Source organism: Streptomyces sp. NBC_00012, from assembly GCF_045040875.1.
Taxonomy (GTDB): domain Bacteria; phylum Actinomycetota; class Actinomycetes; order Streptomycetales; family Streptomycetaceae; genus Streptomyces.
Genome location: NZ_CP108309.1, coordinates 1,855,872 through 1,868,782, shown reverse-complemented (window position 1 = coordinate 1,868,782; position 12,911 = coordinate 1,855,872). Strand labels below are relative to the sequence as shown.

At 71.9% G+C, this 12,911-nt stretch carries 14 protein-coding genes; 6 read left to right on the top strand and 8 right to left on the bottom strand.

Translation table 11 applies throughout. The annotated features are described in order from the left end of the window. Window positions 1–4: 4 nt before the first annotated feature. The 3 genes from OHA19_RS08725 to OHA19_RS08715 all read right to left on the bottom strand — a co-directional run bounded on the left by OHA19_RS08725 (window position 5) and on the right by OHA19_RS08715 (window position 4,260). On the bottom strand, window positions 5–1,459 hold the full coding sequence (locus OHA19_RS08725; protein ID WP_405717835.1) for an MFS transporter: 1,455 nt from the start codon (window positions 1,457–1,459) through the stop codon (window positions 5–7). A 309-nt stretch (window positions 1,460–1,768) separates the two neighbouring features. Further along, complete coding sequence (locus OHA19_RS08720; RefSeq protein ID WP_405749831.1) at window positions 1,769–3,322, bottom strand: peptidoglycan-binding protein; 1,554 nt, start codon at window positions 3,320–3,322, stop codon at window positions 1,769–1,771. A gap of 221 nt (window positions 3,323–3,543) precedes the next feature. Continuing rightward, window positions 3,544–4,260, bottom strand: coding sequence for a nitroreductase family protein (locus OHA19_RS08715; RefSeq protein ID WP_405717841.1), 717 nt, complete (start codon window positions 4,258–4,260; stop codon window positions 3,544–3,546). A 277-nt stretch (window positions 4,261–4,537) separates the two neighbouring features. On the opposite strand from OHA19_RS08715, the gene OHA19_RS08710 reads away from it, so the two are divergent. From OHA19_RS08710 to OHA19_RS08695, 4 genes are all read left to right on the top strand, one after another. Next, window positions 4,538–4,771 carry an acyl carrier protein gene (locus OHA19_RS08710; protein WP_405717843.1) on the top strand — a complete coding sequence of 78 codons (234 nt, stop codon included), beginning with the start codon at window positions 4,538–4,540 and terminating at the stop codon, window positions 4,769–4,771. Next, window positions 4,768–6,018 (top strand): beta-ketoacyl-[acyl-carrier-protein] synthase family protein, encoded by a 1,251-nt coding sequence (locus tag OHA19_RS08705; protein WP_405749829.1) that lies wholly within the window; start codon window positions 4,768–4,770, stop codon window positions 6,016–6,018. Before OHA19_RS08710 ends, OHA19_RS08705 begins: the two co-directional genes overlap by 4 nt. Before the next feature lie 29 nt (window positions 6,019–6,047). Continuing rightward, complete coding sequence (locus OHA19_RS08700) at window positions 6,048–6,965, top strand: alpha/beta fold hydrolase (RefSeq protein ID WP_405717847.1); 918 nt, start codon at window positions 6,048–6,050, stop codon at window positions 6,963–6,965. 133 nt (window positions 6,966–7,098) lie between these two features. Next, on the top strand, window positions 7,099–7,599 hold the full coding sequence (locus OHA19_RS08695; RefSeq protein ID WP_405749828.1) for an SRPBCC domain-containing protein: 501 nt from the start codon (window positions 7,099–7,101) through the stop codon (window positions 7,597–7,599). A gap of 57 nt (window positions 7,600–7,656) precedes the next feature. Here OHA19_RS08695 and OHA19_RS08690 read toward each other — a convergent pair whose 3' ends face one another. Both OHA19_RS08690 and OHA19_RS08685 read right to left on the bottom strand, forming a co-directional pair. Beyond that, window positions 7,657–8,025 carry a nuclear transport factor 2 family protein gene (locus tag OHA19_RS08690; protein WP_405717853.1) on the bottom strand — a complete coding sequence of 123 codons (369 nt, stop codon included), beginning with the start codon at window positions 8,023–8,025 and terminating at the stop codon, window positions 7,657–7,659. 129 nt (window positions 8,026–8,154) lie between these two features. After that, window positions 8,155–8,607 (bottom strand): DUF5709 domain-containing protein, encoded by a 453-nt coding sequence (locus tag OHA19_RS08685; RefSeq protein ID WP_405717855.1) that lies wholly within the window; start codon window positions 8,605–8,607, stop codon window positions 8,155–8,157. A gap of 271 nt (window positions 8,608–8,878) precedes the next feature. Between OHA19_RS08685 and OHA19_RS08680 the strand changes: the two genes are divergently transcribed. Then, window positions 8,879–9,121 (top strand): DUF6296 family protein, encoded by a 243-nt coding sequence (locus tag OHA19_RS08680; RefSeq protein WP_405717857.1) that lies wholly within the window; start codon window positions 8,879–8,881, stop codon window positions 9,119–9,121. 28 nt (window positions 9,122–9,149) lie between these two features. On the opposite strand, the gene OHA19_RS08675 is transcribed toward OHA19_RS08680, so the two are convergent. After that, window positions 9,150–9,575 (bottom strand): cold-shock protein, encoded by a 426-nt coding sequence (locus tag OHA19_RS08675; protein WP_405717860.1) that lies wholly within the window; start codon window positions 9,573–9,575, stop codon window positions 9,150–9,152. Between the two features lie 136 nt (window positions 9,576–9,711). Further along, entirely contained in the window at window positions 9,712–10,587 is an 876-nt protein-coding gene (locus OHA19_RS08670; protein WP_405749826.1) for a DMT family transporter, read from the bottom strand. 131 nt (window positions 10,588–10,718) lie between these two features. Here OHA19_RS08670 and OHA19_RS08665 point away from each other — a divergent pair, with 131 nt between their 5' ends. Continuing rightward, complete coding sequence (locus OHA19_RS08665; protein ID WP_405717866.1) at window positions 10,719–11,879, top strand: winged helix DNA-binding domain-containing protein; 1,161 nt, start codon at window positions 10,719–10,721, stop codon at window positions 11,877–11,879. On the opposite strand, the gene OHA19_RS08660 is transcribed toward OHA19_RS08665, so the two are convergent. After that, window positions 11,876–12,718 carry a response regulator transcription factor gene (locus OHA19_RS08660; RefSeq protein ID WP_405717869.1) on the bottom strand — a complete coding sequence of 281 codons (843 nt, stop codon included), beginning with the start codon at window positions 12,716–12,718 and terminating at the stop codon, window positions 11,876–11,878. The two genes, OHA19_RS08665 and OHA19_RS08660, sit on opposite strands and share 4 nt — an antisense overlap. Between the last annotated feature and the right edge of the window lie 193 nt (window positions 12,719–12,911).

Genomic DNA, 12,911 nt, shown 5'->3' with positions numbered 1-12,911 from the left:
CCGGTCAGCGCGCGGTGACGGACTCCGCGGATTCCTGCGGACCCGCCTGGGCGCCGACGGCATCCCGGTCCTGCCCGGCGGCCTCGTCGGGGGACGCGGCCTTCGTCGGGTCCCACTTGATCGCCAGGCAGGTGATCAGGCCGAGCAGCGGCACGACGGAGAGCACCAGGAAGGTGTCGGCGAGCCCGAGGGAGTCCTTGATCTGCGGGAAGACGTACAGACCGACGACACTGCCGAAGCTGCCGACCATCCCGGTGACACCGGTGCCGAGCGCCCGGACGTCGCTGCTGTACGAGAGCGCGGCGATGGACTTGCCGTTGGCGCCGGGGCCCGCGGAGTGGCAGAGGATGAACAGCACCGGCAGCAGGAACGCCACGGCCGTGGGCACCTTCTCGAAGGTCAGCCCCATCGCGAGCAGCGCCACGAACACCCCGGCGAAGCCGGCGGCGGAGCTGAGCCGCAGTCCCAGCCGGCGGCCGAAGTAGGCAGAGAGGAGACCGCCCGCGATACCGAAGGCGTTGAAGACCATCGAGCCGATCGTGGCCTTCTCGAAGCTCTCGCCGAAGATCGTCAGGCTGATCAGCGGGAGGTACCAGCCGACCGCGAAGTACTGCATCGACTGCCCGAGCGAGATGACCGAGGAGAGGACCGTCCGGGGCAGGTAGTCGCCCTTGAAGAGCAGCCCGGCCTGGCGGAATCCGATGGCGGGCGCCTCGGTGGCGGCGCGGGTCGCCTCGTCCGGCTTCCCGGCGACGGCCTTGATGCCGTAGATCCGGTCCAGGTTGACGACGGCCTCGTCCAGCCGCCCCTTGCTCGCCAGCCAGGTGGGGCTCTCCCGCAGCATCAGCCACTGGCCCAGCAGCAGGACGGCGGCGACGACCGCGGCCGAGCCGACCGACCAGCGCCAGATGTCCGCGCCCACGTCCAGGTTGAAGAAGACCAGGGCGAGCGCGAGATTGCTGGTGGTGGCGACGTACCAGACGGCCTGCCACAGGTTCAGCCGGCCGCCCAGCTTCGCCGGCGTGTACTCGGCCAGCAGCGCCATGGCGACGGCGAAGTCGATGCCGTACGCGACACCCACCAGCACCCGGCCGAGCCAGACGACGGTGAAATCACCGGCGAAGGCGGCCAGCAGAGCGCCCGCGATGGCGAACACCTTGGCGATGAGCAGCGGGGGAACGCGGCCGATCCGGGTGGCGAGCCAGCCGCCGACCGGGTTGAAGACGATCGCCAGGGCCGGAGCGGTGGCCGTGAGGATCGAGACCTGCGTGCTGGTGAGCTCCATCTGGGACGTCATCGGCCCCAGACCGGCGCTCAGCGCGGCATTCGAATAGGCGTCGAGGAACAGCCCGCCGAACACGAGGAACCAGATGACCTGCGCCCGGCCGGTGATCTTTCCCAGCCCATCGATGAGCGCAACGACGTCGCCGACGCCTTTGACGCTCGGACGTTGTGCCATGAATCCGCCTTCGAGGAAGACCCATCGGCGGCACGGGGAGCACAAAAAACAGGCATGACGAAACCACCGACAGGTGGTCTATGTCTGTGCCTGTCAAAACACTGCGGAAAGCGCCGCAGCACGTGAACTGCAAGGAATGCGAACTACGCAGTGAGGTTAAGAACGCGCCAGGAGAAACGTCAAGGGTTTCCGGCAGGTTACTTGAACGTGACATGGCCCCCGGGAGTGGCGCCGGTGTCATGGGAGGGGCGCGTGCGGGACGGGGCGAGCCGCACCCGCCCCGCCCCGTCCCACCTGCGAGGACGACCGTCAGCGGCCCGTCTGCAGGGCCGACCAGGTGGCCGGGCCCACGATGCCGTCGGCCGTCAGCCCCCGGCTCGTCTGGTAGCTGCGCACCGCCGTCACCGTTGCCGGGCCGAAGCTGCCGTCGATACCGACCGTCGAGCCGAGCGCCGCGGTCAGTGAGCGCTGGAGCCGCTTCACCCCGTCGCCCGAGGCGCCCTGCTGGAGGCCCGGCGTCGTCCCGGCCGACAGCAGCGCGGTCCAGGTCCTGGCTCCCACCACGCCGTCGGCGTTCAGCCCGCGCGCCGCCTGATACGCCGTCACCGCGCCCGTCGTCGCCGGGCCGAAGCTGCCGTCCACGGCACCCGCGGAGTAGCCCTGGTCGTTCAGCAACTGCTGGACCGCCTTGACCTGCGCGCCCGTCGCGCCGCTCTGCTGGGTCGCGTACGAGGTGAAGCTCAGCCCGTCGCCGTTGTTGCCGCCGCCGGTGTCACCGCCGACCAGCTCCATGTAGCGATTCCAGTCCCAGTAGGGACCGGGGTCGGTGTGGTCGTTGCCCGGTGCCTCGCTGTGCCCGATGATGTGCGCCCGGTCCTTCGGGATCCCGTAGCGGTCGCACAGGGCCTTGGTCAGGGCGGCCGACGAGCGGTACATCGTGTCGGTGAACCAGGACGGGTCGTCGATGAACCCCTCGTGCTCGATGCCGAGCGCCGAGGCGTTGGAGCTCCTGGCGTGGTACGCGGTGTCGCTGTCGCGCACCATCTGGGTGATCTGGCCGTCCGAGGAGCGCACCACGTAGTGGGCGCTCACCTCCGCGGTCGGGTTCTGGAACCAGCTGATCGAGCCCGCGTACGAGCCCTGCGTGACATGGACGATCACCTTGTCGATCTTCGCCGAGCGGCCCGACGCGAAGTTGTTCGGGTTGGCGGGGACCCACAGCGCGGAGGGGTAGTCGGGGCTCTGGGTGCGTACGTCGGTGGCGGCGAGCGAACCCTTCTGCGGGGCGACCGGACGGCTCGTCACCGAGATCCGCTCACCGTCGGGGGCGACCGTGTCGAGCCCGGCGGCCAGGAAGGTGTAGACGGTGTCGGCGTAGAGGGCCGCGGCGGGGCCCTGCGCGCCGCCGTACTGGGCGACGACCGGGTACCAGGCGTCGATGTCGTCGCGGTCCCGGGCGTCGAGGCCGAGCTTGTCCGCGTAGCCGCGCAGCACCGCCGCGCCGCCCAGGATGTTGGTTTCGGTGTCGGTGCGCAGCTCGGCGAGCGGCTTGCCGGTGAGGGCCGCCGCCCGCTCCAGCGTCCGGTTGGCGGGGTTGCTCACCAGATGCATCACGCCGTAGCCGTTGGCCTGGCTGGGGCGCCCGGAGTGGCCGTCGAGCCGGGTCTCGCCGTAGCCGACGGCGGCGAGCAGATCGCGCGGTACGTCGAACTCCGCGGCGGCCCGGGTGAACGCCCGGTCCATCGGGTGGCCGTCCTCCGGAGCGGCGAAGGCCGGCGTGCCGGTCACGGTCAGGACGGTGGCGGTGAGGGCCGCCAGGACGGATGCGCGGCCCTTGGTGTGGGCGGCGGTGCGGCTGGGCATACCTGCTCCTGCTCGGTGGGGGGAATGAGAACGGCCCCCGGGCCCGAGTGGGGTGGGCCGAGGGCCGTGAAGCCCGCTCAGCGTATCCATCTGGTCAGTGCATGACAATCATTTGCCGGTGTGTCGAACTGCCTCTCACTCCAATGGAGTTGATGCGGAAGCCGGTGCCCTGCCCGGTGAACGGACGGGCCGTCACCGGGCAGGGCCGACGCGGCTCCGTGCTACCAGCGGTCGCGGTGGACGACGTCCGCCACCGGGCGGCGCCGCACCGGGCCGAAGCTGCCCAGCGGCCATCCGACCGGAATGGCGGCATAGGTGTGCATGTCCTCGGGGATGCCGAGGGCTTCCTTCCACTCCTGCTCCAGCATCAGATGCCAGATGGTGATGTTCGCCGCGAGCCCCAGGGCCCGCGCGGCGAGGAGGACGTTCTGCACGCCCGGGTAGACGCAGGAGCCCTCCGCGAGCGCCTGGAAGCGCGTCTGGGTGTTCATCATGTGCTCGGTCGCGGCCGGGCCGAGCGCCTGCGCGGAGGCCAGCAGCCCCTCCTCGTCCAGGCGCGGCTCCGGGAACCGGTAGCACGGCACGATCAGCGCCGGTGTGTCGGCGAAGTGGTCGCGCTGGTGCTCGATCGCGGCGACCATCCGGTCGTACGCCGCGTCGTCCATGCCTTTCGGGGCGTACTTCCCGGTCGTCGCCAGATAGGCGTCCACGCAACGCTTCCACAGCGGCGCCAGACGGGCCATCACCTCGCGGTCGGTCACCACGACGTACTCGTAACACTGCATGTTGCCGCCGCTGGGGCCCCAGACGGCTGCCTGTACGAGCTGCTCCAGCGTCTCGTCCGGCACCGGTTCCGGCTTCAGACGGCGCATCGCGCGCATGGTGGACATCGTCGGGAAGAGCGCGGGGCCGTCGGCGTGGGTCATGTCGATCGTCATGATCGCGGAGTGTACGGACCGGGCGCCGGCCCGGGGACGGCGGGCGAGCGGGTTCGCTGCCGCCATCGCAACGGCCGCCGCGGACCGCCGCGACCGGTCACCGTGAACCGCTGAATTCGTACACCTGGACAGCCCCCCACCGCACGGGGGAACGCGGATCGGCCTCACCTTCGCGAAGGCGTATAAATGGTTCCTCCGGACCAGCCGGCGTCCCCCGATGGCACTCACACCTCACGCGGCAGGGCGTCACCGCGTACGAGAGCGCAGGAGCGCCACCATGAGCACGGCAGAAGAGATCAGCACCTTGCTGGTGGCGAACTTCGGCACCGACCCCCTCGCCATCGGCGCGGAAGTGCCGCTCCGTCAGCTCCGGCTCGACTCACTGGCGTTGGAGGAACTGCGGCTGATCATCGAGGACCGGATGAGTGTCGATCTGGACGATGTCCAGCTGACCTCGCGGGACACCGTCGGACGGCTCGTCGAATTGGTGCACCGCAAGGCAGCCGCGTGACGGGCCGCCCGTACCGCCCCGATCCGTTCGCCGCCGCCGTCACCGGGATCGGCATGGTCACCGCCGCGGGCGTCGGGGCCGAAGCGACCTGGCGCGCCGTCCGTGAGGCGTCGACCGCCCCGTCGGTGCTGCACCGGCCCGAACTCCACGGCCTGCCCTGCGACTTCATGTACACCATCACCGGTCTCGACCCGCGGGCACTGCTCGGGGTGGCGACCGCGCGGCTGATGGACCGCTTCTCGCAACTGGCCGTCATCGCGGCCCGCGAGGCCGTCGCCGACGCCGGTCTCGACCCCTCGGCCTGGGACGGCGGACGGGTCGCCGTCGTCATCGGCTCCGCCCACGGCGGACTGCCGTTCTACGACGAGCAGCACACCGTCCTCACCGAACGCGGCGCCCGCCGGGTCTCCCCGAAACTCGCCCCGCTCACCGTGGTCAACGGCGCGGCCAGCAGCGTCGCCACCGACCTCGGCGCCCTCGGTCCGAGCCAGGCCGTCTCCACCGCCTGCTCCTCCGGCACCGTCGCCATCGGCACCGCCCATCAGATGCTCCGCATCGGCGCCTGCGACATCGTCATCGCGGGCGGCGCCGAATCGGTCTGCTCCCGGCTGCTGATCGCCAGCGCCTGCCAGCTCAAGGCCGTCTCCACCCGGCGCGACGACCCCGAGGCGGCCTGCCGCCCGTTCGACACCCACCGCGACGGCTTCGTCGTCGGCGAGGGTGCCGGGCTCCTCGTGCTGGAGCGGCCGGAACACGCACTGGCCCGCGGCGCCGACGTCCGCGCGCACATCGCCGGCTACGGCGCCTCCAGCGACGCCCACTCCGCCGTCGCCCCGGACCCCGACGGCCTGGGCATCGAGCGGGCGCTGCGCTCCGCGCTCGCGGACGCCCGGATCACGGCCCGGGACATCGGCCATGTCAACGCCCACGGCACCTCGACCGTCTCCAACGACCTCATCGAGGCGACGATGCTGCGCCGGGTCCTCGGCGAGCACCCCCTGGTCACCTCGACGAAGGCGATGACCGGACACACCCTGGGCGCCGCCGGTGGCATCGAGACCGCACTGACCGTGCTGGCGCTGGAACACCGACTCGTACCGCCCACCGTGAATCTCGACGCCCCCGACCCCGCGATCCCCATCGAAGTGGTGAGCAAGGAGGCCCGGCGGGGCACCTTCGACGCGGCCGTCAAGACCTCGCTCGGGTTCGGTGGACACAACGCCGCACTCGTTCTCACCAGGGCCTGACCCGGAAACCAAGAGGCAGGCGAACCACCATGGCCGACGAGATCATCCGGACCCTGTCGGTGCACGGGCTGCGCTACGGCTACCGGGTCCTGAGACGGCCCTCGCCGCGCACCGAGCCGGTCATCGTCCTCGGCGGCGCGCTCCAGGGGATGTACGGCTGGCCGCAGATGGACGACCATCTGGGGCCGCTCGCCTCCGTGGTCACCGCCGACCTGCCCGGCATGGGCGACGCGGACCCGCTCCCGCCCGGTGCGGGCGACGACGTCCTGCACGCCGCCGTCACCGGGATCATCGACGATCTGAACGTGCCGAGGGCCAACCTCTTCGGCTTCTCCTACGGCACCTCGATCGCCTTCGGCTGCGCGCAGCGGCATCCCGGCCGGATCGCCCGGCTGATGCTCGGCGGGGTGCCCGCCCACATCACCGACGACCAGCGGGCCCGGTGGGGCCGCGCCGTCGACCGGCTGGAGACCGGTGACCTGGAGGGGCTGGCCGGACTGGCCGCCGGGGTGCTGATGTGCCAGGACCCCGAACGCAGGGTCCACCGGGGCGAGTTGGCGCGACGCTATGTGAGGCGCTCGTTCCTGTACGCCCTCACCCACTCCCCGCACGCCGCGCAGTCGCTGCACCGGGCCCTGGGGCACCGGCCGGACTTCTCCGGCGGGCTGACCGGCGTACCGGCCCTGGTCTTCGCGGGCGAGCACGACACGGTGACCTCGCCGGAGCGACAGCGCGCCTTCGCGGCCACGATCGAGGGCAGCCGGTTCCTCACGATCGGTGAGTCCGACCACTGGGTCGTCCTGGAGCGTCCGGACGACGTGGCGGACCTCGCGGCCCGCTTCTTCACCGACCGCCCGCTGGAGCCGGCCCCCGGACTCGCCGCGCTCCCCGAGCAGCCGCGGACCTCCCGCTCACCGGCGGGACGGGACTTCGCCGACACCCCGTAGACCCGTCCCGGCGCGGGGGACGGCCCGGGCCCGGACCCGGGGGGACGGGTCTGCGGGTGCCGCTCCGTTCGACGGGCGACCGTTCGGCTGCCTACGGTGGAGGACCGTGAGAGGGACTCCGGAAGGAACGGCCATGGGCAAGCCAGAGTTCGTCTACGTCATCTACATCCAGACCACCGCCCAGAAGCTCTACGAGGCGTTGACCGACCCGGAATCCATCAAGGTCTACATGGGCGGTTACGGCCCCGAATCGACCTGGGAGACCGGTGCGCCGGTCCGCTGGAAGATGGACCCGGACGGCGAGTTCGAGGAGGTCGGCCAGCGGGTCCTGGAGGCCGAGCCCGGCAAGCGGCTCGCGTACACCTGGCACACCCTCCAGCCCATGCACCGCCAGATGTTCGACTTCGCCTCGGACGAGGAGTGGGAGCGGGCCGTCCGGGAGCGGTCGAAGGTCGCCCTCGGCATCGAACCGGCCGAGGAGCCCGAGATGGGCATCAAGCTGACCCTCACCCACGACGGGTTCGACAGCCCCGACAGCAGGATGCTGGAGGGTGTGAGCGGCGGCTGGATCATGATCCTCTCGACGCTCAAGACCATGCTGGAGGGCGGAAGGTTCCTCGACGAGCCGGCCTGACGGCGGGGCGGTGCGAAGGAGGCGTGCAGCGGCACCGGGCCCGCCTCCCGGTAACGCTCAGGCGCCCGGCACCCGGTCGAGGAAGCCGCTGACCGAGGCGATGCGTCCGTCGTCGGCCAGGGTGATCACGTCGAAGCCGGCGACGGGCCCCGAGCCGTCGGCGGTGGAGACCAGCTCCCAGCCGAAGCGCGCGATCCCGTGATGGCCGTCCGGCGTGCCGGTGAGCCGGAACTCGAAGCCGGGGAACTGCTGGTGGGCGCCGTCGATCGTGGCCGCGAGCTCTTCGTGGCCACGCACATCGGCCAGCGGGTCGGTGTAGGTGGCGCTCTCGGTGAAGGCGGCCGCCACGGCCTTCGCCAGCTCCTCGGCGGTGGCCGCGTTCCAGGCGGCGAAGTAGCGCTGAACGGCCTCGGCGTATGCGGTCATCGTGGTGCCCTCTCCTCGCGTCCCGGCTCCCGGCCGGGCTCTCGTGTGCTGGTGAGGAACACGATGTCCGATGGCGGTGAGGGCGTCGATTACCTCCGGCGTAAGGGTCCGGGCGGGGGAGGCGCCGTCTCAGATCCGGCCGTCCGACACCACGTGCATGGCGGCTTCCTCCGCCGATGCCGCGGCCCCGTCGATCCCGACGTCCTCGCCCGCCATGGTGTCCGGCTCGTCGATGTCCAGCTGCCGGGTGAGCCGGCCGGCGCGTAGTGTGCCGACCTCCGCGTCCCAGAGCTCGCCGTCGCCGTCGGGCAGGTCCCCGAGGCCGTCGCCGACGGTGTCGGAGGACTCGGGGAGCTCGCGGGCCAGGCGGCCCTCCAGCGTCTCGCCGTCGTGCTGTTCGGCGGCGGTGGTGCCCCGGTCCTCCACCGCCCACGGCCGCTCGGGCGGGGAGTAGCCCTCGTCGAGCGCGTCGGTCAGCCCCCGGTTGTCCAGGGTGTCCTCGACGTCGAGCTGCTCGGTGAGGTCCGAGGCCTCCGGCTGCTGGGGCTGGTAGACATCGTCTCCCCTGTCGGCATCGTTCATGGCGTTGTCCCTTCCCGGTCTCGGGGATCCCGGGCGTGCGTGCCGTGCACACGACTCGGGGGAAAACGGGTCATTCATGCGGTATGTGCCCGAGTGCTGTCGAACCGCCCGTATGGCTTCAGGATAACGGTCTCCCGCGCGGGAGGCCGAGGGTCGCCGGGGCATGTGCCCGCCGCCGTGGACCGCTGCTCGGGCGCCGAGGGCCGGTCGGAGGGACCATGGAAGATGCGGGCGGAACATGCCCTGCCCCATCCGCTATCGGAGAACGGTCATGGATTACCCGGAGAGCTACCAGTTGGTATTTCAGGCGTCCGCGGTGGAGGACGACACGGTGACCGTCCGGCGCACGGCACAGTCGGGGGCGGGCGGTTTCCCGATCTACGAGGACGAGACCGGGATCGTGCGCGCGGAGATCAGCGACCGGGGCGAGGTGCGCATGCTGGCCAGCGGCGGACACCAGGTGCTCGGCACCCCATTGGTGGTGCGGGAGCCGAGCGGCCGGACGCCGAGGTGACGGCCGCGGGCGGACGGCCCGGCGGCCGTCAGCCCTCGGTCCAGCCGTGGTTCTTGGCGAACTGCAGCAACCCGCGCCGGATCTGCAGGATCTGAGCACCCGTCAGCGTCGGTGCGGACTCCAGCAGTACGTCGGTCACGTCCCTGGTGTACTCGGCCGCGCTGAGCACATCGCACAGGGTGTCGTCGTCGGGCGCCCCGGAGGCGGATACGCCCACGGGCCTCGGCGGAGTCAGCGGCTTCCCGTCGGGCCCCTCGGCGAGCCGGACGGACGACGCCTTCAGGCCGCGGTCACCGTCCTCGATCTCGAACTCGACCGCCGTGCCCGTGTGTACGTAGGACTCGGGGATCAGCATGTCGTTCACATGGAGGAAGACGTCCTCACCCCCATGATCCGGCGAGATGAAGCCGTATCCCCGAGCTCCGTCGAACCGCACAACGCGACCAGAAACCACACCGACCCCCAGAAAAGAACCGGGCCCCTTGCCCGTTCGCCACACATGGCTCGACCGGAGAATAGCTCCGAGAGGCCGGGCGGCGCGACCCGGTCCGGCGCAATCGCCCCGGTCCGGGCCGGGGCCCGCGGCCGGCTCATCTCACCCGGCGCGCGGGCGGGGCCGGGTTCCCGGCCGCCAGCGGGGAGCGGGCCAGCTCGACGCAGCCCGCCGTGATCAGGGCGATCGCGACCAGTTCGGGCAGCACCCACCACCCGGTGCGCAGCTCCTCGCCGAACAGCGTCACCCCGTACACCACGCTGATCAGCGCGTCCCCGAGGGTCAGCATCGGCTGGACGGCGACCAGCGTGCCCGCCTGAAGGGCGTTCTGGAGGAGGAACAGGGCGCCCGCCCCGGCCGCCGCGGTGGCGTACAGCTGCCAGGACGTCAGGAGCGCTGCCGCCCCGCCGCCCCCTTCGAGCCGTGCCATGGCGTCCTTCATGAGCGCTGCCGTCAGGGCGTACCCGCACGCGGCGGCGAGGCCGAGCAGCGCGCCCCGGGTGTTGCCGCGGCTGCCCAGGGCCGCGCCGATCAGCGCCGCCTCGAAGAGCCCGGTCAGGATCAGCGCGGGGACCCAGGCCAACCCGTGCACGCTCGTACTGCCACCGCCGGGAGCCGCGGAAGCCATGCCCAGGGCCAGCCCGAGCGTCACGGCCGCCACCCCGTACCAGACCCGCCGGGACAGCCGGACGCGCATGACGGACGCGGCCATCAGCAGCGTGGCGGGCAGTTCGATCACGAAGATCGGCTGGACCACGGCGATCGGCCCGGTGGCCAGCGCCACCGCCTGACAGACGGCCGCGACGATCACCAGGCCGATCCCCGCGAGCCACAGCCGCTGGCGCACCAGATGCCCGATCAGCGACAGACGCATCGCCTCGTTGTCGGGGACGGTACGGGCGGCACGGCGCTGGAGTACGGAGGCGGCGCCATTGCTGAGCGCGGTGAGGACGGCGAACAGAACACTGATCACCGACCCATGATGCGGGCGGCCGTCCGCCGATCCCGGGTCCTGCGGCAGGGCGGCATGGCGGGCGCACGGCGGCGGAACGCATTCCCCGAAGAGGACGGAAGCTGTCCGCAAGGCCGCGTACCGTGCACCCCATGGCCGTCAGGAAGAACCTCGCCGTACCCGCCGTGCTGTCCCCTCGCGCGCTGAACCGGGCCACTCTGGAGCGCCAGCTGCTGCTGCGCCGCGCCGAGATGTCCGCGAAGGACGCCGTGGAGCACCTGGTCGGCCTGCAGGCGCAGAACACCAGACCGCCGTACTACCAGCTCTTCGCCCGCCTCGACGGCTTCGACCCGGCAGAGCTCGCCGACCTGATGGAGTCCCGCGAGGTGGTCCGTATCGTCACCCTGCGCTCCACCATCCACCTGCACACCGCCGCCGACGCGCTCACCCTGCGCCCGCTGGTCCAGCCGGCGCGCGACCGGGAGCTCAACATCTTCCGCAAGGGGCTCGTCGGGGTGGACCGGGACCGGCTCAGGTCGGTCGGCAGGCAGTTCGTCGAGGAGCGGCCCCGTACGCCCAAGGAGATCCGCGAGGCGCTGCACGCCGAGTGGCCCGACGCCGACCCGCAGTCCCTGGGCATGGCCGCCCGCTGCCTGCTGCCGCTGGTCCAGGTGACCCCTCGCGGGGTGTGGGGGAGGAGCGGCCAGGTAGCGCTGACCACCGTCGAGCACTGGCTCGGCGCCCCGTCGCAGCCGGCTCCCGCGCCCGATGCCGCGGTACTGCGCTACCTCGGGGCCTTCGGGCCTGCCTCGGTGCGCGACATGCAGACATGGGCCGGGCTGACCAGGCTGCGGGAGGTGTTCGAGCGGCTGCGGCCGCAGCTCGTCACCTTCCGGGACGAGAACGGGGTCGAGCTCTTCGACCTGCCGGACGCCCCGCGCCCGGACGAGGACACGCCGGCCCCGCCGCGCTTCCTGCCCGAGCTGGACAATGTGCTGCTCAGCCACGCGGACCGTACCCGCGTGATCCCGCCGCGGTACCGGGGGCGCAACGGGAACGGCAACCAGGTGTACGGCACGGTGCTCGTCGACGGGTTCCTCGCCGCGATCTGGCGGCTGGGCGACGGCGGCGGACCGGGCTCCGGGGCGGGGGCGCTCACCGTGCAGCCGCTCGGCACCCTGAGCCGGGCGGAGCGCGACACGGTCACGGAGGAGGCCGTACGGATGCTCTCCGTCATGGCACCTCCGGCGGGCGGCACCGACGGGTACGACATCCGGTTCGCGACGTTCCTCGACTCAAACGAAAGACCCTAGGGCAGCAGCCCCGCCCGCCGGGCCGCCACCACCGCCTGCAACCGGGTGTGCGCCCCCAGCTTGCGCATCGCCGAACGCAGATAGCCCTTCACCGTCTCCGGTCGCAGCCCGAGCCGCTCCGCCGCCACCGCGTTCGTCGCGCCCGCCGCCACGCAGGCCAGCACGTCCAGCTCGCGCGGCGCCAGCTGCACCCCGCAGGGCCTCGGCGTCCGGTCCCCGGCCGCCGAGGCCAGGAGCCCGCACACCGTGAGCAGTTCGTCGCGCAGCGCCGGGTCTACGACCTTCGGGACCAGGGCCCGGAGTTCGCGATGCGCCTCGCGGACGTTCTCCCACGCCTCCGGGGCCGCCCTCGGGTCCGTGACCTGTTCCCGGGTCACGGACAGCAGCTGCTGCACCTCGTCCCGCACCACCAGGGCCTGCTCCACGTCGCGGGCGGCGGCGACCGCGGCGTCGAACGTACGGTCCCCGAGCGTGATCGGCTCACGCAGCGCCCCGTACAGCACCCCGCGCACCTTGCGCCGCACCACCACCGGGACCGCGACCACCGAGCGCAGGCCCTCAGCCGCGACCGCCAGGTCGTACTCGTGGCTGATGTGGCGCGAGGAGTGGTAATCGGTGACCGCGCACGGCCGGGACAGCGCGATCGCCTTGCCGCCGAGCCCGCTTCCCGCCGAGATGACGAGCCCGCGCAGCACGCTGGTCTGCGCCCCGTTCAGCTCGGCGATCCGGGCATGACGGGCGTCGGCGAGCAGCCCGCCGAAGGCCACCGGCAGGCCACTGGTCCGGCGCAGCCGCAGCAGCGCCGTCTGCATCTCGACCGCATCGACGGATTCCGGCACGCTGACGCCTCCCTGCCCGGCTCCGGGGGCTCGACCGCCCCCCTCGCTGCACCCCCGTTCGGGGGTGGTGAGACCTGGGTCACTGTTTACATGATGTCAGGAGCGTCCGGCAATTGAGGGGTGGGTGAACGAGCGGGGCCGGGCGCGTGCAGCTGCACGGCGGAGGATCGAGGCATGGCGGAGCCATGGTGAT